Source organism: Algibacter sp. TI.3.09, from assembly GCF_038154905.1.
Lineage (GTDB): Bacteria > Bacteroidota > Bacteroidia > Flavobacteriales > Flavobacteriaceae > Algibacter.
On the sequence record NZ_JBAKAN010000001.1, the window covers coordinates 1605933 to 1629165 of the forward strand.

Annotated in this window: 24 protein-coding genes; all 24 read right to left on the bottom strand. The window is 33.1% G+C overall.

What is annotated here, in order from left to right:
• Window positions 1-33: 33 nt before the first annotated feature.
• Complete coding sequence (locus tag V6246_RS06355) at window positions 34-357, bottom strand: hypothetical protein (RefSeq protein ID WP_152596509.1); 324 nt, start codon at window positions 355-357, stop codon at window positions 34-36.
• Window positions 358-527: 170 nt separating this feature from the next.
• Complete coding sequence (locus V6246_RS06360) at window positions 528-848, bottom strand: hypothetical protein (RefSeq protein ID WP_341559655.1); 321 nt, start codon at window positions 846-848, stop codon at window positions 528-530.
• A gap of 271 nt (window positions 849-1119) precedes the next feature.
• Window positions 1120-2016, bottom strand: coding sequence for a hypothetical protein (locus tag V6246_RS06365; protein WP_341559656.1), 897 nt, complete (start codon window positions 2014-2016; stop codon window positions 1120-1122).
• Window positions 2017-2143: 127 nt separating this feature from the next.
• On the bottom strand, window positions 2144-2863 hold the full coding sequence (locus V6246_RS06370) for a leucine-rich repeat domain-containing protein (RefSeq protein WP_159017775.1): 720 nt from the start codon (window positions 2861-2863) through the stop codon (window positions 2144-2146).
• Window positions 2864-3022: 159 nt separating this feature from the next.
• Window positions 3023-3670: an SLATT domain-containing protein gene (locus V6246_RS06375; RefSeq protein ID WP_341559657.1), complete on the bottom strand. Its 648-nt coding sequence runs from the start codon at window positions 3668-3670 to the stop codon at window positions 3023-3025.
• A 6-nt stretch (window positions 3671-3676) separates the two neighbouring features.
• Window positions 3677-5494 carry an RNA-directed DNA polymerase gene (locus tag V6246_RS06380; protein ID WP_341559658.1) on the bottom strand — a complete coding sequence of 606 codons (1818 nt, stop codon included), beginning with the start codon at window positions 5492-5494 and terminating at the stop codon, window positions 3677-3679.
• A 135-nt stretch (window positions 5495-5629) separates the two neighbouring features.
• On the bottom strand, window positions 5630-6184 hold the full coding sequence (locus V6246_RS06385; RefSeq protein ID WP_341559659.1) for a hypothetical protein: 555 nt from the start codon (window positions 6182-6184) through the stop codon (window positions 5630-5632).
• Window positions 6154-6639: a hypothetical protein gene (locus V6246_RS06390; protein WP_341559660.1), complete on the bottom strand. Its 486-nt coding sequence runs from the start codon at window positions 6637-6639 to the stop codon at window positions 6154-6156. The genes V6246_RS06385 and V6246_RS06390 overlap by 31 nt, the downstream gene beginning before the upstream one ends.
• A 108-nt stretch (window positions 6640-6747) precedes the next feature.
• Window positions 6748-7725: a permease gene (locus V6246_RS06395; RefSeq protein WP_341559661.1), complete on the bottom strand. Its 978-nt coding sequence runs from the start codon at window positions 7723-7725 to the stop codon at window positions 6748-6750.
• Window positions 7718-8125, bottom strand: coding sequence for an OsmC family protein (locus V6246_RS06400; protein WP_341559662.1), 408 nt, complete (start codon window positions 8123-8125; stop codon window positions 7718-7720). Before V6246_RS06400 ends, V6246_RS06395 begins: the two co-directional genes overlap by 8 nt.
• 14 nt (window positions 8126-8139) lie before the next feature.
• Window positions 8140-8373 (bottom strand): thioredoxin family protein, encoded by a 234-nt coding sequence (locus V6246_RS06405; protein WP_341559663.1) that lies wholly within the window; start codon window positions 8371-8373, stop codon window positions 8140-8142.
• A 143-nt stretch (window positions 8374-8516) separates the two neighbouring features.
• Complete coding sequence (locus V6246_RS06410; protein WP_341559664.1) at window positions 8517-9107, bottom strand: TPM domain-containing protein; 591 nt, start codon at window positions 9105-9107, stop codon at window positions 8517-8519.
• 73 nt (window positions 9108-9180) lie between these two features.
• The gene (locus tag V6246_RS06415; protein ID WP_341559665.1) at window positions 9181-9852 is read right to left on the bottom strand and encodes a hypothetical protein; all 672 of its coding nucleotides are present in this window, start codon (window positions 9850-9852) and stop codon (window positions 9181-9183) included.
• Between the two features lie 77 nt (window positions 9853-9929).
• Window positions 9930-11120, bottom strand: coding sequence for a BaiN/RdsA family NAD(P)/FAD-dependent oxidoreductase (locus tag V6246_RS06420; RefSeq protein ID WP_341559666.1), 1191 nt, complete (start codon window positions 11118-11120; stop codon window positions 9930-9932).
• Between the two features lie 292 nt (window positions 11121-11412).
• Window positions 11413-11742: an L-rhamnose mutarotase gene (locus V6246_RS06425; protein WP_042502991.1), complete on the bottom strand. Its 330-nt coding sequence runs from the start codon at window positions 11740-11742 to the stop codon at window positions 11413-11415.
• 21 nt (window positions 11743-11763) lie between these two features.
• Window positions 11764-13104 (bottom strand): L-fucose:H+ symporter permease, encoded by a 1341-nt coding sequence (gene fucP / locus V6246_RS06430; RefSeq protein ID WP_341559667.1) that lies wholly within the window; start codon window positions 13102-13104, stop codon window positions 11764-11766.
• A 49-nt stretch (window positions 13105-13153) separates the two neighbouring features.
• On the bottom strand, window positions 13154-13933 hold the full coding sequence (locus V6246_RS06435; RefSeq protein ID WP_341559668.1) for an SDR family oxidoreductase: 780 nt from the start codon (window positions 13931-13933) through the stop codon (window positions 13154-13156).
• Window positions 13934-13967: 34 nt separating this feature from the next.
• Window positions 13968-14792 (bottom strand): amidohydrolase family protein, encoded by an 825-nt coding sequence (locus tag V6246_RS06440; RefSeq protein WP_341559669.1) that lies wholly within the window; start codon window positions 14790-14792, stop codon window positions 13968-13970.
• Window positions 14792-15649 (bottom strand): fumarylacetoacetate hydrolase family protein, encoded by an 858-nt coding sequence (locus V6246_RS06445; protein WP_133966880.1) that lies wholly within the window; start codon window positions 15647-15649, stop codon window positions 14792-14794. Before V6246_RS06445 ends, V6246_RS06440 begins: the two co-directional genes overlap by 1 nt.
• Window positions 15650-15685: 36 nt before the next feature.
• Window positions 15686-16468, bottom strand: a complete 783-nt coding sequence (locus V6246_RS06450; protein ID WP_341559670.1) for an SDR family NAD(P)-dependent oxidoreductase — start codon at window positions 16466-16468, stop codon at window positions 15686-15688.
• Between the two features lie 31 nt (window positions 16469-16499).
• Entirely contained in the window at window positions 16500-18161 is a 1662-nt protein-coding gene (locus V6246_RS06455) for a UxaA family hydrolase (protein WP_341559671.1), read from the bottom strand.
• 225 nt (window positions 18162-18386) lie between these two features.
• The gene (locus V6246_RS06460; protein ID WP_341559672.1) at window positions 18387-20804 is read right to left on the bottom strand and encodes a glycoside hydrolase family 3 N-terminal domain-containing protein; all 2418 of its coding nucleotides are present in this window, start codon (window positions 20802-20804) and stop codon (window positions 18387-18389) included.
• 24 nt (window positions 20805-20828) lie between these two features.
• On the bottom strand, window positions 20829-21581 hold the full coding sequence (locus tag V6246_RS06465) for a DUF6250 domain-containing protein (RefSeq protein ID WP_341559673.1): 753 nt from the start codon (window positions 21579-21581) through the stop codon (window positions 20829-20831).
• Window positions 21582-21594: 13 nt separating this feature from the next.
• Entirely contained in the window at window positions 21595-23229 is a 1635-nt protein-coding gene (locus V6246_RS06470; protein ID WP_341559674.1) for a GH39 family glycosyl hydrolase, read from the bottom strand.
• Between the last annotated feature and the right edge of the window lie 4 nt (window positions 23230-23233).

The following is a 23233-nucleotide window of genomic DNA, read 5'->3' on the forward strand; positions in this document are numbered from 1 at the left end:
AATTAGCTTGTATTTTATTAGAAAGCTAAATACCTACTCTAAACCAATTTCATCGATCATTACATCGGTGTTTGGCTTGTTCTTCTCCCACGTTTTCTCTAAATATTTGTACAGTAAATAGGTGCTTAAAAGTCCAAAAGGAAGCATCATAATACCTAACAACGTGTCGTTAACACCATCTATAGCGCCTGGAGCTACAAGTTCTGCTATTATACCTAAAGCAAACGCAAAAACGACTATACCTGCGTAATATACTACTATGCCTAAAATGGCAAAGCCCCATTGGCTTTTATTGTAGACTTCTGCCAATTTGTAAAAATACTTGCCTATCCAATACAGTAATACTAATCCTAACATGTTTTTCGGTTTTAATTGATTTGGTTAATGGTTTTAATATTTTAACAATTTAAGTAAAATATTTATAATGGGGTTTGGGGCTGAAAAAGTTGGTGATTTTATTTTAAGAGAAACTGAGTCTTTTGTTGTTGAACTAATATTTAACTGAATTACAATGACCGTTTTGGATTTTAGCTCAATTTTTCCAAGTGAAATTTATTATTAGGCAAAACGGTTAAATTAAATTTATGATTTTCACCTTTTTTCCAAGGAGCAAGATTATTCATAATCATCCATTCTCCAATTCGTTTGTCCCTAAATTCAGTACAATTTCTCCAAAATCCATTTGTTATTTTGACTTCAAAAAAATCAGAATTTTCAATTGATAGGTTAATTTTAGTAATGTTTTTCTCAAAATATTCACGACCTCTTACTCCAACTCTAATGCCATAACCATTTCCATTTGGATTTTGTTTTCCGTCATTCCATGAACTTACTTTTAACTTTTTCATATCTATTTATATTGAAGAATCTAATAGGTTCAACTTAGTAATGCTTTTTAAGCTCATTTTCTCCTTTCACGTATTTCTATAGATTCATTAAAATTCAGTGATTGTGTTCCTTTAAATTCTTTTTAAATGAATGTTAATATTCTTCTTTCGAACTCGATTTTTCTTTAATTACAAATAACAGTAGGTATAAGAATAGTACGAAACTAAAATATACTTACTTTCGGATTTGGCACTTAACCCCTATTATTTTTTTATACTTTGTTAGCAATTGTTATTTGTACCAGTCTTCAATTAACTGGTCGAGTTTTTCTTCAAATTTTTTGTCAGATTTTTTAATTCTCCTTTTTCCTTTACCAATAGGTTGTACATAATCATTACTTTCTATATAAGGAGTAAAAGCATTTGAATTTACATTTTTTAATTCCAAACTAAGCTCTTTGTATTCCTGAGTTGAATACAGATTAGTGTCTATTTTCAATTCAATTTGAAAAGGTAAATTAAGTGCAGTAATTAATTCTTTTTGAGGAATGTTTATTCTGGTTAACTCTATCTTTTCAAGTGAAGGCAATTTGTCTAATTCATTTAACTTTTCAAGTTCGTATGTTTTATCATATGACCCTTCAATATTTAAATATTTCAAGTTATTTAGTTTTCCTATTCCAATTGTGTCTTTAATATTAGTAGGTTGAATTATTGATAAATTCTCAATACTATCATTAAAATTGAGAGAAGTTAAATCTTTAACTTTCCCCGTTTTAAGTAGACAAAGTGTTTTCAATTGACTCAAATCACGAATACCGTTGAATGTGAAATCTGGGTCAGTTATATGTGATATGCTTAAGAACTCGACATTTTTGAATATGTTAAGTAGAGTTAAGTCGAATAATTTTGTATTCCAAAAACTTAAATATTTTACTTTTTCTAGAACTTCTTCATTCTCATTTAGAATTTTTACCTCAGTATCATTCAAGTCATAATTATTGAATTCTATAAATTCTAGTTCTCTATATTGATTTATAGGACCTAAATTCTTATTTCTCGGCAAAACTAATAGAGTTTTGGAATCATATTTAATTCCAGAAATTCCTAATTCAAGATTGTCTGAGAAAATATCTTCATTTGAGACTTGATATTTATAGTTTGCAAAATCATTAAAATTCTTAATCATTTTATTCTTATAGTTGCGTGGTTAAGCTCCTAATTTAGTAAACAAAAACTGAATAGAAAATCCGCGAAGATTTTCAGAAGTAAGCTAAAACTAGCAGTAAATTATATACTTTGTTAATCACAGTAATTTATATTATTTTAACTAATGGAATTTCCATTTCTAACGTTTCTTTTTTTTCCTTATTCATAAACCTTGGCAAGGTTCTCAAATGTTTTAACTTCTTTAAATTCAGTAATGGTGAAATATCATAATTTTTATTCTCAACATTTAGAATCATATTTAAGTATTCCAAATTATTCAATTCTGATAAAGGCTCAATATTTTTAACGGCTTTCCCAGTTCCTCCCATTCTTCCGTGGTCTAACCATAATTCCTTTAATTGAGGTAACGTTGTAAGTGGTTTTAATTCATACAAATTCTTAATTCCATAAATATATAATGTTTTTAAGTTTTCCAAATTCGCAATAAAATTGATGTTTTCTACTTTAGTTATTCCACTTAAAATTAAAACTTCTAAAGATTTTAAAACGGATAAATTTGGAATGGCATCTTGTTTGTTGTTAGAGATGTTAAGATATTTTAGATTTGGTAATGAAGCAATTACACTCAAACGCTCTTCATCTAAGTCATTTAGTATTATTCCTTCAACAACTTTATTTCCAATCAAATGTTCATAATTGAAATAATTCAGTTTAAATTTTTTAAGAGGCGTTGGCATGTCTATTATTTCAGAATTAGTTGGTAATTCAGAAATATCAAATGGGCAACGAACAGTTCCTTCTAAAATTCCCAAATGTGGGTAATCAGATGGTGATTTACTTTCGGCCAAATAGTTGTTCCAGTTCATTTTTTTATTGCGGCTAACGGACTTATGTATGGTTAGTTGCGTGTTTCAGCAACTAATTTAGGAAACAAAAACGAACACGAGAAAATTCCGTAGGAATTTTTCAAATAAGCACTTGCTAAAGCAATGAATTATACACGGTGTTGTAAAACGTTTTTATTATCAAGTAGTTGTCAAATCTACGCTGTTGTATTTATTTAAAATTAAAATTGTTAATATTAATATAATAGGTACTAGATATATAGCTAGATAATAAACTAAGTTGTTAAAATATAGATAGGTGTTTTTAATCCACCAGTTTTTACTCGAAGAATAATTTTTAAGGTTATTATTAACCCTATGTAGTTCAAAATCTATTGGGTCGTGATTATCATATAAGCCTATTATAATATCATATTTTTCAGTTATTTTTTTAATACCACTAGTCTTTTCATAGTCAGATTTAGATTCTTTGATTATCTCTAGTTCTTTAAAAAGTTTTGCCAATGATTTTGAACAGTTATGGAATTTTTCTGCTTTTAAATTATACTCCATAGAGTTTTCAATTAAAACAAATACTAACAATAATATAGAAACACAAATGGATAAAAAGTTAACTGTCTCAAGTGTTTCGGAATTTTCGATAACTTTAAATGGTTCTAATAGTTTTAAAATTATTACATAAACCGAAAGTAAACTTAAAGTATAAGATGACATAATCTTTTTCTTTTTCAGTCTATGATAGGCATTAAATCTAGCAGATTTAGTTTTCCAAATTCTATCATACAATTCTTCAAATGCATCTCCTTTCTGTTCTCTAAGTTTTTTCATTATTGTTTATTTTATATTGTATTGAAGTTCTAGCCATTTTCTATAATATGAATCATCAATGTGGTATTTGATTTTCTCAGAAATGTCTTTATTATTTCTGTAAGGTTCGCTATTTAAGAAAGAACACAAAACTAAGAATTTTTGTAATGGATAAGTCTTATATTTCTTTTCAGGAAACAAGTATAACTTGACTTTGGTTTCTATTATATCTAATTTTTTTAAATTAATTAAATTGTTAGCAGTTGAAACTACCTGTTGTTCTGCTGTAGAAATTTGACTCTCTAAAAACTTTCTAACTTTGTCCTCTTTGTATAGATATAGCCTGCCCATTATTGAGGTAACTTGTCTTCTAAGGAAAGGGTGTGAATTCCAAATACCTTTATAATCGAATATAAATTTATATAAATCTTCAGGATGGTCATACTTTGTTCGAACCCATAAAAGGCAATAAAAGTCAAAAATTTGTTTTCTAGACATACTAAATGATTTTATTTTTTTTATTGCTTTATCAATAAAATCATTTCCTTCTTTTGTTAAAGGTATATTCCAATCGGTTATAAGTTTACAAATATTGAATAATGAGATATCATCGTGTAATTTTAATTCGTCAAAAATTTTCAAAACAACTTCTGCTGTTCTTTTATCAAAACCAAGTGTAGCTAGATAGAATAACAAATTTGACCTTATACCTGGGTTTTCGTTGAAAAGAGTAGGTACGTCTTTAAGGATTCGTTTAGAATTGATTTTACTAAAAGCGGTTATATATCTCTTTGTTATTTTTTCAAAATATTTCGCACTTTGGTTTATTTTAAGATGCTTTTTAAATCTTTTTATTAACTCACTACTAATAGCTTTAATTCCGTGTTGCAAATGGTAATCAAAATCAATTGAATCTAGGTATTTATTCTCGTCAATTAAGAAATGAAACTCAGCCTCTTCTGCTGTGTAAATATTTGTTTTCTTTAAATTTAATGCAAGACCTCTGCTCTTTAATACATCTGAAGAGGAACTTAAAATATTAACAGCTTCTTCTCTGCTGTCTACTGCAATTACTACATCATCCATCCATCTTGTAAAACTGTCATTCGATTTCTTTTTGATAATCTCATCAAACTCAAAAAGAAACGAATGAGCCATCAGTCTAATACCTTCTAAATTTGATGTTGGTAGTCCACGACCTGTGTAAGGTAGGTAATCAGGTAACCAAGAATTCCTCTCAATTATTCCAAATAAAATATCTAATAAGGCTTCATTGTTTTTTATATACCCTGTTATTAATTTTCTTAATTCTGGAATGAATATAGAATCATAATAATTAGATAAATCTGTAACAACAATAAGTTCTTTTTGTTCACTAAATTTAAATATTTTCTTTTGCATTTTTTTCCACAACTCTCTCCAATCAAATCCATACTCATCAATTTCGTGCGGTTTTTTGACATAATGTTTGTCTCTAGAGTAATAAGAGTTCTCAGATGGTTGATTTGATAAAATCTCCGAACTAATTTTGTCAGTTATAATTTGTAAGATAAGTGCATCTGAAGGTTGTGGTATAATTAAATGTCGGCAAATACCAAGTTTTTTTTCTACTCTGTAAATTAATGGTTTTGAACTTGAATAATTTCCGGATAAAATATCGTTTCTTAAAAGAAGAGCTCTTGAATTTATATTGTAATTAAAGTCATAATAGTCATATATGTCTAAAATATCAACTGTCCTAAGTTGATTCCGTACTACTTTTCTCCAAATGTTAGTAATATTTATTTTAGTAAAAACTTTATCTAATTCTTCTTTTCTTAGTTGATGAAATCTATCTGTTAGCATAAAGTTTGGTCAAATGTTTTACAACTAAAGGATCCGAATAGTCATCATAAACTAAAACACATATCCCTCCTAATTGACCTCTAATTTAATACATCGGTTTTACATAACATTACGGGTTTCCGTAAAAGCCAAAATTTATTTTTTACGCTTCAGTTTCATCCATTGTATTATTTGCCAAATAAGTCCCCAAATTACGAGTATAAGCATTATGCTATTTACAATACTATGCCATACAAAGTTAGAGGTGTTAAGTTGTAATTGGTTTTCGGTTGCGTATTTATCTTGTAGTTTGCTATGGTGCCAGATATAAATAGAATCGTTTTTGGGCAGATAAAATGGTGTGGCATCGTAGATTTTATAAAAGTGGTTAAAATCGGCTGCCTCTTGTTTAGATACTATCATATTATTTTTAGGAGAAATAACCGTAACTATATCTTTAAAGTTGTTGTAGTGCAGGTGGTAGCCATAAAACGAACTGCTTCCCGTATTATGAGTTCCAGTTTCTATTACCTCTACGGAATCTACTTTTACTTTCTGTTTTACAAACTCTGTTTTATGTTTTAGGTACAGAAATTTATCTTTTACAGAAAAAAAGGCAAATGGTGAATACATAAATAAAAACAGAAATAGGAATACTAAAACAACGTTTAGAACTTTATTTATGCCACTTTTAGGCTTGTTGACTCCCATGTATTTTCAATTCTCTTAAGCTTAATTAAAAACGGAATTAATAATGCTAACTCTAAACGAAACGTTATGTTGAAACCGTTTTGAAAAAAGGGCAAAACAATCATTGAAATTAAGCATAAAACGATGCCGATTATAGCATCTATTTTTCCAATTTTTATGGCATAATCTTTTTCAAACCAAAGCGAGAATGCTGTAAAACCTTTTAAAACACCTATGGAAACTACCATTAAACCAAACAGCGAGAAGGGTTCGTTTGTTTCAAATCCATAAAACGCTAAATTTGGTTTTATATCTGTGAAGCCTAACATTAAACACACAACAGCCATAAACCCGAATAACATAAAAATCCAACAGAATACTTTAATCCACCATGGCAGTAGTTTTCTTCTTCGTTCTGTAATAGTTTCGAATTCCTCGAATGCACTTTCGTTTAAATTGGTTTCTATTTCCTTCAATTTCAAATCTGTTTAAATTACCTACAACTAAAATATAACAAACATACCAACCGAACTAAAAACAGATTGATAAAGTTGTAGATTTTTTTAATCTTGTTTTATTCCGAATTATAAAATTAAATTGAACACGTAACCCGAGATGATAATACATAATGTTACCACTCCAAAAAATATAGCAATGAGTTTAAGCGTCATAACTTTTTTTAAAAGCATGGCTTCTGGTAACGACAGGCCAACAACGCCCATCATGAAAGCAATTGCGGTTCCTAAGGGAATGCCTTTTGCAACCAATACCTGCACCACCGGAAGTATACCCGATGCGTTTGAGTACATAGGCACTGCCAAAATGGTTGCAATAGGTATAGCAAACAGGTTGTCTTTATCCATATATTTTTCAAAAAACCCTTCTGGAATATAGCCGTGCATGAGTCCGCCAATTGCGATACCTACCAGCACATAAGGAATGATGCCTTTTATAATTTTAAGAACTTCGGCCCAAATAATTGGTAAGCGTTGTTTAAAGGTTTGTTTTTCTGCCTGAAACACATCTTGATCTCTTTGTGCATGTGCTAAAACATCTTTCACCCATGGTGTTAAATAAGGTTCTAGTTTTAATTTTTGAAGTATAACGCCAGATATTGTACCTAATAACACACCACTAATTACGTAGATTATAGTTGTTTTTACACCAAACAAGCCCATAAAGAGACCAATGGCAACCTCATTAACCAAAGGTGAGGTTATTAAAAATGCAAAGGTGACACCTAAAGGAATTCCGCCACGCACAAAACCAATAAATAAAGGTACTGATGAGCAGGAACAAAACGGTGTTACAACTCCAAAAAGGCTAGCCATAAGATATTCTAAACCAAATAATTTATTTCTGGAGAGATAGTTTTTAACCTTATCTATAGGGAAGTAACTATTTACGATTCCCATAAAAAAGATAACTACAAGGAGTAGAATTAAAATCTTTATAGTGTCGTAAATAAAGAAGTTTAAAGCTTCTGCTATATGTTGTTCTTTATTTAAATTTAGAAGGTTGTAAACAAACCAATCGGCTATATTTTGTACCCAGTTAAACATGTGCTTTAGCACTAACAGTACCAGAAATAGAGCACGATAATTTTACTGTGTTGTAGATGGTACCGAACTTTTCGATGTTCTTTTTAAGTAAATCTGTATTCAGTTTTTTATCGTTGGTATAGATGGTTACATTGTGAATAAGATGCTCCATCCTTGGCGGATTTTCAAGTCGGGTGGCATTAACTTCAATAGTGGCTTTTGTATAAGAGAACTTCATCATGCCCGAAAAACGTTCTACATTTTTTAATACGCAAGATGCGAAAGCCCCCAAGAATAATTCGGCAGGATTTGGTAAGGTTTCGGCCGTTTTTGGCGTTGTACCAAAATCTATATCAGATTGTTTGATATGAATAACAGCATCTTGATTTGAAACAGACGATGCTTTAATATGATATTCCATAACCGTTTGGTGTATTAATTTAATAGCGCTAGCACTTCGTCTTTTGATGGTACGCGCCCTTTTATAGTCACCACATTATCGATTATCAATGCTGGCGTTGTCATGACATCAAATTTCATAATTTCAATAATATCCTCAACTTTTTCAATGGTTGCCTCAATGTTGTTTTCTGAAACGACATCTCGAACAACGGTTGTCATTGTTTTACATTTTGGACATCCGGTGCCTAATATTTTAATTGTAGTCATAATATTCGGGTTTCTTATACCAAAGATAAGCACCCAAAATATTTAAAAAGGTGATTTATGTTACACTAAAATTGAATTGTTTTGTGTATTGTTTATGTACTAAATGATTTATTACTAAAGGAAATTTAGAAGAAAAAACCTGTTTATTCCCACTTTTTAATTAATTGGAGTACACCACTTTTAATTCCGGCATAAAATGCTTCATTTTTAAATTCGGGTATCATTTTTTCATCAATGATTTCTTTACAAATTTGGTCGGTTAAAATCAGCTCGGTTCCAGTTCCTGTTGCAATCCCAATCTCTCTACAAGGCTTGCATAACACTATGGTAAGTCCGTTGTTATTTTCGGCCGTTCCAACGCCCCAACTTTGTCCTAAATTGGTTGCATATTTTTGAATGTTTTGATACGGTTTTATACTGTCGATGGTGACAACCACAATTTGCCTTATTGTTTCCATATGATAATCATGAAGGATTTTCGATAATTCTGCCCGTTGAGATTCTGTAAACACCTGTCCGTAGTCATTTATTCTGCCTATCGGTTTTGGAAACGCACTATTTTCTATTCCCAAATATTCATATTTCGGCGTCAATTTTTCAGTTTCGGTATCTTGAGCATTTCCTTTGCAAGAGCATACATTTAAAGCCAAGAAAATCAATAGTATTTTTGTGCTTATTTTCATTTTATGCAATACTGACGTTAGTAACTTTAATTTGGTTTTCTCTTTTTTCATGGCTTGAAAGTAAAGTTAATTTTATCGAGTTGACAACTTTAACTATGCACAAAAAAGTAAATATTTAAATATACTAAAACTTAACTTTCACTAAAAACACAAATGGATTAAAAACGTAATCCACAGCGTGGTCGGTTTCTGTTGTTTCAGGCTCATTAAGTTCCGGATCTACTTCAGACCACTGAGATGATGTTTTTTCTTCTTTTAAATTGAAAATAGTAAAATTACTTTCTAAGCCAATAAAAACATTGTTATGAATTTTATACTGTATTCCAACTGTAGGAGATAATCCTATGCCGTTAATTTTGCTTTCTGTTTCGCTATAAAGTGCTGTAATTCCACCTCCAGAAAACCGAGAAGATTTCGATTTTAAATAGCTAATATCTAACGCTAAATAAGGTGTTATTGTTTTTTGTTTGAAAATATACTCATAGCCCAATTTAAAAACCTGCTCTTTATAGTCGCTATTGTCATTCCAATTATCAAAAGGCTTTTCGTTAGATTTATTAATGGGTCTGTAGTAAGTAAATCTAATAGCATTTTGTTCATTTAAAAACCTTTTGAGCGTTAAATGACTAAAAGGAACGAAGTAATATGAATTTTCAAATAAGATATCTTGATTTTTAGGAGATTCCGCTAAGTTGATTAGTCCAACAGATATTTCATTCTTTTTAAAATCTGAATTTTGACTATACCCTAAGTTTAGGATAAATAAAAAACTTAAAACCAATAAAATATTTTTCATAATTACTTTATTTAAAGATGAGCAATTAACCAAATGGTTGCGTTGAATATTTTAGAACAAGTATTTAAACCCTACCTCTACCCTTCCAAACTATTTAAATGATTAGCCAAAGCGACACCCATACTAAAACAACCTTGTAATAAATAGCCACCAGTGGGCGCATACCAATCTAGCATTTCGCCAATGGCATAAGTGTTTTGTATTTTTTTACATTGAAAATTGGCGTCAACTTCATCTAAAGCGATACCGCCTAAAGACGAAATAGCTTCATCTAAAGGACCAGCCGAGGTAATAACCACCGGAACGGCTTTAATAGTTTGCACCAACACATCGGGATCTGAAAAGGTGTGTTTATCTGTAAATTGTTTTAACAAACCAATAGCTGTTCTATCGAGGTTTAAATCGTTTTTAAGAATATCGGTAACTTTAGAACGTCGTGCATTTTTATACTTACTACGTATTTGATTAACCGTCATTTTAGGTTTTAAATCTAAGTAGATAATCACTTCTTTTTCGCTGAGTAACCGATCTTGTATTTTTTGACTAAGCGCATAAATAGCATTGCCTTCCAACCCGAATTTAGAAATTACCAACTCTCCTTTTGCTAATACATTATTAAAAGTAAGTGCTATATTTTTTAAAGGTTTCCCTTCGTGAATGTTTATAAAATCCGGTTGCCAATCAACACCAAAAGCACAATTTGCAGCTCTAAAAGGCAGAACATTTATATGACGTTTTTCAAACTTAGATTTCCATGAACCTGTGGAACCTGTTACTTTCCAACTTGCGCCTCCTAATGCAAAAACTACAATATCTGAAGTTACAGCAGCTGCATTTTCAAAAGTTAAATCGCCTTGCGTATTCCAGCCCGTCCATTTTGTATTAAATTTAAATTGAACGCCACGTGCTGCAATATAATCTACAATGGTTTTAAGCACTTCTATGGGCTTTACGCCTTGTTTAGGAAACACACGATTACTAGAGCCTACAAAGGTTGAAATACCGAGTTGATTGAGCCAATTTATAAAATCGTGATTATTAAACTCACGGATAATGGGCGCCATAAATCCACTAGGGTGATATTGCTGTATTAGCGCATCTTCCGAAGTACTAAACGTGAGGTTTAAACCGCCTTCTCCAGCTACAAGAAACTTACGTCCGGCTGTTTTTTTCTTTTCGTAAATAGTTACGCTATATTTTGCAGTATCTATTTGTGCCGCAAGCATAAGTGCTGCTGGACCTCCGCCAATAATGGATACCTGTTTCATCTAAAAAAAGTAAAAGGTTTTAAATGAAATGCCCCGTTTGGGAATATGGTGTTATGCTGTGTCATATTTCGAAAATCTCAAGCTGAAAGCCGAAACTTAAGCATATAAATTGACTCTTAAAAATTTAGATAGTTGAATCATGTATTAATTTCAGATTTAACGATAATTATTCATCTGTAGTTCTCTTCAAATTCATAAAAAAAGCAAAGCTCAAAAACAATGATGCTTTTGAGCTTTTACAATATTATTTTTATGCTTCTGTGTAAACGAAAACAAACAAATCTACTATATTTTACAACTGAAATATTTTTTCCATAAGCATCCACTTCTCTCCTTCTTTGGCCATTGGTAGTGCTTGTTGGTAGTTCCACATCAATGTTTCCCATTCTTGAACTTTAGGATTATTAGCATCCATAGCGTTCTTTTGTTCGAATGAAAAACTATCGTTTACCACCATAATCATGAATAAACGATTTCCTACTAAATAAATTTCTAAATCTTCTATACCAGAATCTTTAATACTCTTTATAATTTCTGGCCACACCTTTTGATGGGCCACTTTATAATCTTCTATTAATTTAGCATCATCTACTAAATCTAAAGCGAAACAATGTTTTTTCATAATATAACTTTTCAACTCAATTTAAGCAACAGTTCCTTCGTGGTTCTTAAAAACATGCATACCATACCAAGCGATATAAACAAAGCATACTAGAGGTAATATAAACGAGAAATTAACCTCGGCAACACCCATAATTGTAGTATCGGCAACACCGCTTCCGCCAGCATCGATAATCATACCTTGTAACATTGGTAATAAGGCACCACCAACAATGGCCATTACTAATCCTGCAGAACCTACTTTAGATTGCTCTTCGGTTAAATCGTTTAATGCAATACCATAAATAGTTGGGAACATTAAAGACATACAAAATGAAATACCTACTACACAATACAAGCCAAAAATGCCTTCTACAAATATAGCGCCTGCAACACATGCAATGGCTAAAAGTGCAAACGTCATTAATAATTTACCTGGACTCATAACACGTAGCATCGCTGTACCCACAATTCTACCTACTGTAAATAAAACAAAGGCGATAAATTGATAAGCAAATACATCTATTTTCTCGTAACCAGGAACATCGGCATTCGATAAATCGATAGCTTCTGCATATTGGTAAATGTACGTCCACGTCATGATTTGTGCACCAACATATAATATTTGTGCTACAACACCTAAAACGTATTTACTGTTAGACCCTAATTTTTTAAAGGTTTGTCCTAAACTTGGCATAACACCCTCTTCTTTAGATTGTGGCATTTTGCTCACTAAAAACAATACAAATACAGCCGAAATCACTAAACCTAAAACAACGTAAGGATCGCGAATAACTGCTAAATCGGCTACTTTTATCATGGCTCTTTTAGCATCGTCTAGTGCGCTAAAATCTGCAATATCATCAGATTGAAGTTTATCGTAAACAAAATATTTTGCTACTAACAAACCTGCTATTAAACCTACTGGGTTTACCGATTGAGCTAAATTTAAACGTTGGGTTGCTGTTTCTTTAGCTCCCATTGCTAAAATATATGGATTGGCAGCCGTTTCTAAAAAGGCTAAACCAAATGTTAAGACATATAAACCTAAGCAGAAAAACCAAAATTGCTCTGTAATAGCCGCTGGATAAAACAATAATGCACCACCAGCATATAAACCTAAACCTATTAAAACCCCTACCTTATACGAGTATTTACGCATAAACATAGCTGCCGGTAAGGCCATACAGAAGTAACCACCGTAAAATGCCATTTGTACCCAAGAGGCTTGTGTGTTGGTTAATTCTAATACTTTTTTAAAGGCATTTACCATAGGATCGGTAACGGCATTTGCAAATCCCCAAAGGGCAAATAATGACGTTACAAGTATAAATGGAATAAGTACTTTTTTTGATACTACAGGTATTTTTGGTGTGGTATTCATATAAATTAGTTAGGATAGCTTATTAATTTTTAATTGAAAAAATGACGTATTATATAGAACGATCGAGGTGTGTGTACCCGCCGTCTACATAAAGTAATTGCCCCGTGGTATGGCTAGATTTACTAGATAATAAAAAAGCAACCGTATCTCCAATTTCTTCAGCCGTTGTCATACGATTTTCAAAAGGAATATTTTTAGTAATGGCTTCTAGCTTTTCTTCTTTATCTGGGAATGTGCTAATCCATTTTTCGTATAATGGTGTGTAACATTCGGCAACAATTAATGCGTTTACACGAATGCTATATGGCAATAACTCTACGGCCCATTCTCTGGTTAAAGCATTTCGCCCACCGTTTGATGCGGCATAACCCGACGTACCACCTTGGCCTGTATCGGCTGTTTTAGAACCAATATTTACAATAGCACCTTTGCTCTTTTTAAGCTCTGGTAATGCGTAGTGTGCCATTAGGTAATAATGTACAACATTACGTTTTAAAGATTCCATGAAACCTTCGTAATTACCACTTTCTAAGCCAACACCATCGTTAACGCCTGCGTTATTTACTAAGCCATCAATTTGGCCATATTTTTCTACTACAGCTGCCACTGCTTTTTCGCATTGTACAGGATCGGTAAGTTCTGCTAGTGCATAAAATATATCGATACCTTGTTTAGAAAACACGTCGATAACCTCATCTACACTGGCTTTATTTCTAGTTATAATTACTGGCCTAGCACCTTCACGAATTAAGGATTCTACAATCCCTAAGCCGATACCTTTGGAGCCTCCGGTAACTATAATAACTTTATCTTTTAAATTTAAATCCATAATTTGAATTTTAGTTTTAGTTGTAGTTCTACGTTTATAAATTGTAAATCTTTATGGCATTTTCGCCCATAATTTGGCGTTGTTCTTCTTCCGAGAAATCGATAAAATAGTTTTCAATAATTTGTAAAACACTTTTATATTCCGCAGCTAAAAGACATACAGGCCAATCGGATCCAAATAGTAATCTATCGGTTCCAAAAGCATCGACCATTGTATCTAAAAATGGTGTAAAATCTTCTGGTTGAAAATTAAAATCTTCCGTTTCGGTAACCATACCCGAAATTTTACAAGCCACATTTTTAAATGTGCCTAATTTCTTAATATGCTTTACCCAATCGGGATTTAATCCTTTTGAAATTTGTGGTTTCGCGATATGATCGATCACAAATTGTTGGTTCGGAAATTTCTCGACCAACTTGACCACATTTGCCAAATGTTTTGGAAAAATTAAAACATCGTAAGCTAAGTTGAATTGACTTAATTTACTAATGCCTTGCTGAAAATCTTCGCGTAAAACAAAGTCTTCGTTTTCTACTTGTAATAAATAGCGAACGCCTTTAAACATCTTGTTTTTAGAAAAATGCTTTAAGCGCGCTTCTGCATTATCTGCACATAAATCGACCCAGCCAACAACACCTTTTATAAAAGGATTTTTATGGGCTAAATCTAATAAAAATTGGGTTTCAGCTTCCGACGGATTGGCCTCAACCACAATGCAGCCATCAATAGCATTGGCATCTAAAATAGGTTTTAGATCTTTAGGAAGAAAATCTTTTCTTATCACTTCCATAGAAGCATCAATCCAGCTATCTCTAACTGGATTGTAACTCCAAAAATGCTGATGCGCATCTATTTTCATTATTTTTTGTATGCTTTTACCGATTGCTTAGAAACACCTAAACCTTCAATACCTAACTCCATAACATCGCCAGGTTTTAAGTATGTTGGAGGTGTTAAACCTAAACCAACACCAAATGGCGTACCTGTAGAAATAATATCTCCAGGAAGTAAGGTCATGAATTGACTGATGTGACTTACCACGTGTTGTACGTTAAAAATAAAATCGGATGTTGAGCTATTTTGCATCATTTCTCCGTTAATTTTTAACCAAAGATTTAAATTATTCGGATCTTTAATTTCGTCTGTTGTAGCAATAAAAGGTCCTACTGGTGCGAATGTATCACAACCTTTACCTTTACACCATTGTCCAGATTTTTCTATTTGAAAAGCACGTTCACTTACATCGTTATGCAATACATAACCTGCGATATGATCGAAAGCATCTGCCTCTTCTACATAAGATGCTTTTTTACCAATAACGATAGCTAATTCTACTTCCCAATCAGATTTTTCACTGTTTTTCGGAATAATTACATCATCATTAGGCCCCACTAAAGCGGTAGTCGATTTAAAAAACAATACCGGTTCTTTAGGAATATCCATACCAGCTTCTGCTGCGTGTTGTGCATAGTTTAAGCCCACACAAACAATTTTTGATGGTCTTGTTAATGGCACACCTAAACGTACATCGTCTGCTACGGTTGGGCAACTATCTTGGTTATCTTTTAACCAAGCTTTTAGTTTTCCAATACCATCGTTTCCAAAAAACTCTTCATTATAATCTGTTCCAAATGCCGATACATCGATTATTGTCCCATCTTCTAATTGAACACCTGGTTGCTCGCTTCCTACTGCTCCAAATCTTATTAATTTCATCTGTATAAGTTATTTTATGTTTGTAAATATATATTTTTAATTACCGTTTAGTGTTACAAAACCACCATCGATAGCATAATTAGATCCTGTGATAAAGCCAGCTTCATCCGAACATAAAAACAGCACTAAATCTGCCATTTCTTGAGGTTTTCCCATACGCCCAATAGGTTGAGTTGCCGATAATTTTTCGAACATTTCCTCTTCTTTACCTGGGTAATTATTTTTAATAAAACCATCTACAAAAGGTGTATGTACACGTCCGGGTGCAATACAATTACAACGAATACCATCTTTTATAAAATCTTTCGCAATAGAATACGTCATCGTTAACACCGCGCCTTTTGTCATAGAATATGCAAAACGATCGTTAATACCAACTGTAGATGCAATAGATGCAATGTTTAAAATTACGCCGTTCCCTGTTTTCTTTAAAGCTGGTAAACATGCTTTAATGCAATTGTAAACCCCTTTGATATTTACGTTATAAAGACGATCTAAATCGGCTTCCTCACAGACTTCAACATTACCAACATGAGCAATACCTGCATTGTTAATTAAAATATCAATCGTTCCGTTTTCCGCAATCGTTTTTACAATACTATCCACATTAGCTTGGTTTGCAACATCACATTTATGAGCCGCTGCTTTTTCACCTAAAGCTTCAATTTCTTTCACTGTTTGTTCCGCAGCTTCAAGATTAAAATCTAGAATATGCACTTCTGCACCTTGCTCAGCAAACGTTAAAGATATGGCTTTACCAATTCCGCTACCGCCACCTGTTACAAGGGCTACTTTATTTTTTAAACTGAATTTTGTCATTTTTATATGCTTAATTTATGTTTTATAATTATTAAAGAGACATACCACGTTTCCACGGAATAAAATCGTCTTGTCTTAATTGTCTTGCTTTTGTTTGCTTACCACTAGCCACCTCGATAACAAAGTCTAAAAGTTCTTCGCCAGCTTGTTCAATGGTTTTAGAACCTTCAATTATTGATCCCGTATTGAAATCGATAATATCACCCATTTTATTAAAAAGTGTTGAGTTGGTAGATACTTTTACAACCGGTGTTATTGGGTTTCCTGTTGGCGTACCTAAACCTGTAGTAAATAGAATAACGTTACAACCAGAACCTGCTAAACCTGTTGTAGACTCTACATCGTTCCCTGGTGTGCATAATAAATTTAAACCAGAAGTTACAACCTGCTCCGTGTAATCTAAAACATCTTGCACTGGTGATGTACCACCTTTTTTAGCAGCTCCTGCAGATTTTATAGCATCGGTAATTAAACCATCTTTTATATTTCCTGGTGAAGGATTCATTGAAAATGCCGCTCCTAAAGCTTCTGCTTTTGAGTTGTAAGTAGACATTATATGCGAGAATTTTTTAGCCTTTTCTGTACTTGTACAACGGTTAATTAACTCCTGCTCTACACCATTAAGTTCTGGAAATTCTGATAAAACCGTTGCTCCGCCTAATCCTACGATTAAATCGGAAACATAACCTAAAGTTGGGTTTGCTGAAATTCCAGAGAACCCATCCGATCCACCACATTCTAAACCAATTACTAATTTAGATAGGTTCGCCGGTTTACGTTCAATTTTATTAGCTTCCATTAAACCAACAAAAGTTTTCTTAACAGCTTCGGCCAATAATTCTTTTTCAGATACACTTTGTTGTTGTTCTAAAATATAAACAGGCTTGTTATTAGCATCGGCCATTTTACCTAAAGCATCTTGTAAGATACTTGCTTGTGCGTGTTGACAACCTAAACTTAAAACCGTTGCTCCTGCAACATTCGGGTTGTTAATATAACCTGCTAAAAGGTTACAAAGCGTTATAGCATCTGATGTTGCACCGCCACACCCACCATCGTGAGTTAAAAACTTAACACCATCTACATTCGGGAATAACAAGTTTTTGCTTGTGTCTTCGCCGTCTTTCAATATATTTTTTTCTAGCATCGCTTCCGCGGAAACGCCAGACTTATAATCATTAATTAAGGCATCTACATTTAATCCTAAATGTTGCTTTTTACCATACCCTAATTTTTCAACTAGAGCTTGTTTTAAAACTTCAACATTTCTGTTTTGGCAGAATACCAAAGGAATAATTAACCAATTATTCTCAGTCCCAACTTTCCCATCGGCTCTGTGATAACCGTTAAATGTTTTATTTACAAACTTTGAAACATCTGGTGCTTGCCAAACTTCTTTTTCTTCGGAAGAATTAACGCCGTACTTTTCCGTATCATGAATAAGGTTAGTGGTACTAATGATATCGCCTTTTAAAATCTCCTTTTTAGCTTTTCCAACCAACACACCGTACATATAAACGGGATCGCCTTCTGCTAAAGTTTCAGTAACAAATTTATGCTTTGCTGAAATATCATTTTGAAGTTCATACACGTGATTTTCAAAGGTGATTTTATCTCCCTTTTTTAAATCCGTTAGTGCGACAATTACATTGTCTTTTTCATGTATTTTAAGTACGTTTTGTTTTGTTTCCATAAATACTGGTAAAATAAAGTGCAGCTCTACTGCTATAAAGAATTATGAATACAATAGTACTATAAGCAACCATTGAAATCTTCCAAATATTTGACCAATACTAATACTATTATTGCATTTGAAACAGAATAAAGTTTCAAAATGCAATTTTAAGACCTAATTAGCTCTTTTTTAGAGATTCACAATATGTTCTAAACTTACACTACTTGTATTCTAAAAATAACGTTAATCGTTTACAGATTCTACTGTAAAAGTTTCTTTCAATTTAATATCTACTGAAGATGCTCCAATTAAAACCTCAAAATCTCCAGGTTCTACCGTCCAATTCATGTTTATATCAAGCAATTCCAAATCACTCGGTGTTAAAGTAAAATGGATGATTTTAGTTTCATTTGGTTTTAAATGCACACGATCGAAACCACGTAACATAGACTCGTAAGTGGTTACACTACTCACTTTATCTTTCAAATACATTTGCACCACCTCATCACCTTCGCGTTTTCCTGTATTTTTTATTTTGAATGACACCTCAATATTCGCCTGAGCTTTTAAAGATGTTCTAGAAATAACTAAATCGCTATATTCAAAAGACGTGTAACTTAAACCGTAACCAAAAGGATATAAAGGTCCTAAAACACGCGTATTTCCGTAACCATTTGGTCCTGCTCCGGGTTGCCCTGCTTGAGAACCTGGTTTGTACGGAAAGTTTAAAGGAATTTGCCCTACCGATTTAGGAAAAGTTACCGATAGTTTCCCTCCCGGATTATAATCTCCAAATAAGGTTTCTGCAATAACTTCGCCGGCTGCTGTACTCGGGAACCATGCTTCTAAAATGGCAGGTAAAAATTTATTTTCCCAATTAATAGTTAGTGGTTGCCCGTTAATTAAAACTAAAACCACAGGTTTACCTGTTGCATAAAGTGCTTGTACAAGTTGAAACTGACGCCCAGGAAGTCCTAAACTAGTTCTCGATTTGGTTTCGCCAACACGTTTTTCATCTTCGCCAACTACGGCAATAATAATATCAGATTTTTTAGCTTGCTCTACAGCAGCATCAATATCTGCTTGTTCTTTTGCTGATAATGGCGTTGGAATAATTTCACTTCCTGGCCAATCGGGATCTACAATATCGCAACCTTTTACAAAGCTAACATTAGCTTTATTTCCTGCATAATCTTTTACACCTTTAAACACCGAAGTAGACGGATTAAAAGCCGGACCATATCTACTAAAAGTAAAACTAACCTCATCGGCTAATGGACCTGTCACTAAAATATTATCGATTTTATCGACATCTAAAGGCAATAGATTATTTTCATTCTTCAAAAGCACTAAAGACTCTCTATTTATTTGTTTTGAAAACGCCTCGTCTGCAGCGGTATGTACTGTTTTATCAGCCTCATCAGGGTTTTCAACATAAGGACTATCAAAAAGTCCTAATCTAAATTTCACTCTTAAAACATCAGCAACTCTAGAATCAATAGTTTGCATTGAAATTTTTCCTTCTGCAATTAATTCTCTTAAAGGTTCTACAAAAGATTCTGGAGTTCTAAACGTGGTTCTAACATTTAAACCAGCTTCTATAACTTGGCGTACCGCTTCTTTATAATCTGCCGCAACATGATGTTTTTCCGAAACATATTCTACCGCTTCACTATCTGAAACCACATAACCGTTAAAGCCAAATTGTTCACGAAGTAATTCGGTTAAAAAATAAGGACTAGCCGTAACTGGAACACCATCGTAATCATTATAACTACTCATAATTCCCATAGGCGCAGCTTCTTTTATAACTTTCTTGAAAGGATATAAATGCAGTTGAAACATTTCGCGAGGTGCCACATGCGGGTCTGTTCTCGCATCACCATCTCTTGCTCCTTTTGGTACACTGTAAACAGCAAAATGTTTTAAAGTTGATGCTACGCCTTCCGATTGAATACCTAAAACCATTTGTTTTCCCATTTCTGAAATATGAAACGGTTCTTCACCATAACATTCCAAAACGCGTCCCCAGCGTTGATCGCGAGCTACATCTAAAATAGGTGCGTAAACATTGGTATACCCTAAAGCTTTAGCTTCACGGCCCACAATAGTTCCGGCTTTATAAACCAAATCTTTATTCCATGTACTACCAATACCAATAGGTGCTGGCAGTGGCGTTGCTTTTTCGTGACATAAACCGTGTACACCTTCATTAGTAAAATCTACAGGAATCCCCATTCTGGTTTCTTCAATAAACCACTTTTGAACGGTATTTATAGCTTCTGCATGTGTACTATATGGAAATGCATATTTGGTATGCGTTTTTTCTTGATTCCAAATGGTATTTAAATGCTCATCAATATTTGCAATACCGTCTTTCCAAACTCTATTTTTCCATTTATCGTTTGGCATTTCATCTTCTAAAACACGAGAATAGCCATATAATGTTACTAACTGACAGGTTTTCTCGTTAACATTCATCAACGAAATTAAATTGTTAACCCTAGCTTCTAATGGTGCTTTAGAATCTTCAAAAACATCTTTAGCGCCATTTTTATTAAAATCTATCCAACCTTTATGATAAATATCTTTATTATCAGGTTTCATGCCCGTAAATAGAAATGAAACAGCAAGTGCTAACGTTATTTTGTAATACTTCATTCGGAAATTATATTAGGTCTTCTATTATTCTGAAATTAACTGGTATACTCTAAAATTATCAGCTGTCATGTGGTTTTTCACGGTTCTAAATCCGAAATATCCCGAAGTATATGGATTAGCATCTACAAAATCGGACACCAATTGATTGTCTCTGTAATACTGCACAATACCATGGTTTGCTATTATTTTAATATGATATGTTTTGTTAGGTTCCAACATAAATTTAGAATCGCTCAAATCGTGTTCTGGTAGTAAAGGACGTTCGCCATTACCGACATAACGTCTAAATCTTGTGGTTTTATTGTGGTTACCGCCAAGTCCCATATAATACAACTTCAAGCTATCGTAATTTGAAAATTTACCACCACGCTTATCAGAATTTGCAAATAAGTTTGTAGGATTTTCAGGATCGTTTGCCATCCAAAAACAGTTAAGATCCGAAACGCGATCGTTTGCACCACCATCTTGAATTACAAAAACATCATACTCGATCACTATTGGGCCTTCAAACTTCTGTTTCAACCAAACGGTACAACCAGAAACATCGTTAATTTCCAGTTTACTGTTTTTAACTTCCACAGTACCTTCTGGCATTTGCTCCACTTGCCAGTTATCTAATCCTTTATCAAAGTTCTCTTTAAAAAGTAATTTCGTTTTAAACGTTTCTCCTTTTATTTCTATACTTTTATTAATATTGAAACATGATACTACCGCAAAAAGCGCGAGCGCTACCACACCTACAGAAAGTCGTTTTTTGTTATATTTAAAGTTCTTCATCTATATTATTTTTTTAATTAACCTGTTTGATTAACACTAAACTCCAAGGCGTAATCTCGTGGTTAATTGTTAAGTTTCCGTTTTTATCAGCTTTTACAAATTCCGTTTTCATGGTGTTTGCGTAAGTTTTCATCACTTTAATTTCCTCACGTGTTGGCGGTTCTGGTTTGCCCATAGATTCCCAAAAATTATGAATATTACCGTGATCTTTATCTAATATCTCAATTTCAAACATGGTATTTGCATCCAAACCTGTTAATGTAAAATTTAATTTTTTAGAAGTTCCTGATTCACGTTTATCTGTTCCAAACGGTACAGCATCCTCATATTCTACGGGATAATTATAAGCTAAAGCCACTACATTCCCTGTTGAAGCCTCTTTACTTACAAACAGATAATCATCTTTATACAATTTCTCGTTTCCTAATTCATGAAGCATTCTATACGCGTGATACGATGGTTTTACTAAACCTTGAAAATTTATCATTCCGAAACCACCATGAAAAACACTTGATGCGCCTCCTTTTTCTTCAAAAATATCGGTAAACGTCCAAAATGCTAAAGAGTTTGTTAAGCCAATACAATCTAAATTAGATTTTACAATATAAGCGGCCGCAGGCAAACGATCGTGCATTTCATCGCGACTACTTGGGCTGGTATTCCACTCGGTTAAATGAATTTCAACATCTGGGTAATGACTTTTCGCTATGGTTTCGTTCAGCCATTCTAAATCTAATTTAAGGGATTTAGCAAAACGTGTTAAGCCCTTTCCTTTACCTGTTTCTGGGTTAAAAGCATAATCGGTTGGGTAAGGATGTGTGGTTACAAAATCTACAGGTAATTTCTCTTTATGGCAATACGCTAAGAAATCTTCAATCCATACGCCATGCCACTGTAAGCTATTAATATCCTTTGTATTAAATACAGCGTCAGATGCTTTATCATCTGTAGTTTCACCATCAAAACGGGTATCTGGCACAAAATTACTCGTTGATGGTCCGCCAACTTTTAAACGTTCGTCCACAGATTTCACAGCCAAAGCAGATTGCTTATACAATTCAAAATACTGAGATTTCGTTCCATCCCAAAATAATGGGTATAAGTTTGGCTCGTTCCATACTTCAAAATACCAAGTAAGTACCTCTTCCGTTCCGTAACGATCTACACAATGTTGTGTAAAGGCTTTAACTAAATCGTGCCATTTCTCGAAAGAATCATCGGCTGGTGTAATATTAGCTTTCCACCAAAATACTGTTTTAGAATTTTCGGCTGCCATACTCGTTGGTAAAAAGGCTAATTCTACAAATGGCTTTACGTTTAAATCTAACATACGATCGAATAAATCGTCGATATATTGCCAGTTATAAACCGTTTTACCTTTTTCTATAATTACAGGAAACATATCGTCGTGAAACAATCCGTGAAAACGCACATATTCAAATCCGCAATTTTCTTGAACCTGTCCTAGCTGTTCTAACCATCCGGCTCTTAAACCTTCGTTAGCACGACCTGCTCCTACCATTTTACTCCAATAATGATCGAATTGTTCGCCAGTATCGTTTACATTAACCGAAATTTTTTGTTGTGCATTTAGAGACAAAACGCCTCCCAAAATAAATGCAACAATGGCTTGTTTTAGTTTTTTCATTTTT

What these genes read in the sequence shown, in the direction of transcription:
- V6246_RS06355 (WP_152596509.1), bottom strand. Translation starts at nt 357, where the DNA reads ATGTTAGGATTAGTATTACTGTATTGGATAGGCAAGTATTTTTACAAA.
- V6246_RS06360 (WP_341559655.1), bottom strand. Translation starts at nt 848, where the DNA reads ATGAAAAAGTTAAAAGTAAGTTCATGGAATGACGGAAAACAAAATCCA.
- V6246_RS06365 (WP_341559656.1), bottom strand. Translation starts at nt 2,016, where the DNA reads ATGATTAAGAATTTTAATGATTTTGCAAACTATAAATATCAAGTCTCA.
- V6246_RS06370 (WP_159017775.1), bottom strand. Translation starts at nt 2,863, where the DNA reads ATGAACTGGAACAACTATTTGGCCGAAAGTAAATCACCATCTGATTAC.
- V6246_RS06375 (WP_341559657.1), bottom strand. Translation starts at nt 3,670, where the DNA reads ATGAAAAAACTTAGAGAACAGAAAGGAGATGCATTTGAAGAATTGTAT.
- V6246_RS06380 (WP_341559658.1), bottom strand. Translation starts at nt 5,494, where the DNA reads ATGCTAACAGATAGATTTCATCAACTAAGAAAAGAAGAATTAGATAAA.
- V6246_RS06385 (WP_341559659.1), bottom strand. Translation starts at nt 6,184, where the DNA reads ATGGGAGTCAACAAGCCTAAAAGTGGCATAAATAAAGTTCTAAACGTT.
- V6246_RS06395 (WP_341559661.1), bottom strand. Translation starts at nt 7,725, where the DNA reads ATGTTTAACTGGGTACAAAATATAGCCGATTGGTTTGTTTACAACCTT.
- V6246_RS06400 (WP_341559662.1), bottom strand. Translation starts at nt 8,125, where the DNA reads ATGGAATATCATATTAAAGCATCGTCTGTTTCAAATCAAGATGCTGTT.
- V6246_RS06405 (WP_341559663.1), bottom strand. Translation starts at nt 8,373, where the DNA reads ATGACTACAATTAAAATATTAGGCACCGGATGTCCAAAATGTAAAACA.
- V6246_RS06410 (WP_341559664.1), bottom strand. Translation starts at nt 9,107, where the DNA reads ATGAAAAAAGAGAAAACCAAATTAAAGTTACTAACGTCAGTATTGCAT.
- V6246_RS06415 (WP_341559665.1), bottom strand. Translation starts at nt 9,852, where the DNA reads ATGAAAAATATTTTATTGGTTTTAAGTTTTTTATTTATCCTAAACTTA.
- V6246_RS06420 (WP_341559666.1), bottom strand. Translation starts at nt 11,120, where the DNA reads ATGAAACAGGTATCCATTATTGGCGGAGGTCCAGCAGCACTTATGCTT.
- V6246_RS06425 (WP_042502991.1), bottom strand. Translation starts at nt 11,742, where the DNA reads ATGAAAAAACATTGTTTCGCTTTAGATTTAGTAGATGATGCTAAATTA.
- fucP (WP_341559667.1), bottom strand. Translation starts at nt 13,104, where the DNA reads ATGAATACCACACCAAAAATACCTGTAGTATCAAAAAAAGTACTTATT.
- V6246_RS06435 (WP_341559668.1), bottom strand. Translation starts at nt 13,933, where the DNA reads ATGGATTTAAATTTAAAAGATAAAGTTATTATAGTTACCGGAGGCTCC.
- V6246_RS06440 (WP_341559669.1), bottom strand. Translation starts at nt 14,792, where the DNA reads ATGAAAATAGATGCGCATCAGCATTTTTGGAGTTACAATCCAGTTAGA.
- V6246_RS06445 (WP_133966880.1), bottom strand. Translation starts at nt 15,649, where the DNA reads ATGAAATTAATAAGATTTGGAGCAGTAGGAAGCGAGCAACCAGGTGTT.
- V6246_RS06450 (WP_341559670.1), bottom strand. Translation starts at nt 16,468, where the DNA reads ATGACAAAATTCAGTTTAAAAAATAAAGTAGCCCTTGTAACAGGTGGC.
- V6246_RS06455 (WP_341559671.1), bottom strand. Translation starts at nt 18,161, where the DNA reads ATGGAAACAAAACAAAACGTACTTAAAATACATGAAAAAGACAATGTA.
- V6246_RS06460 (WP_341559672.1), bottom strand. Translation starts at nt 20,804, where the DNA reads ATGAAGTATTACAAAATAACGTTAGCACTTGCTGTTTCATTTCTATTT.
- V6246_RS06465 (WP_341559673.1), bottom strand. Translation starts at nt 21,581, where the DNA reads ATGAAGAACTTTAAATATAACAAAAAACGACTTTCTGTAGGTGTGGTA.
- V6246_RS06470 (WP_341559674.1), bottom strand. Translation starts at nt 23,229, where the DNA reads ATGAAAAAACTAAAACAAGCCATTGTTGCATTTATTTTGGGAGGCGTT.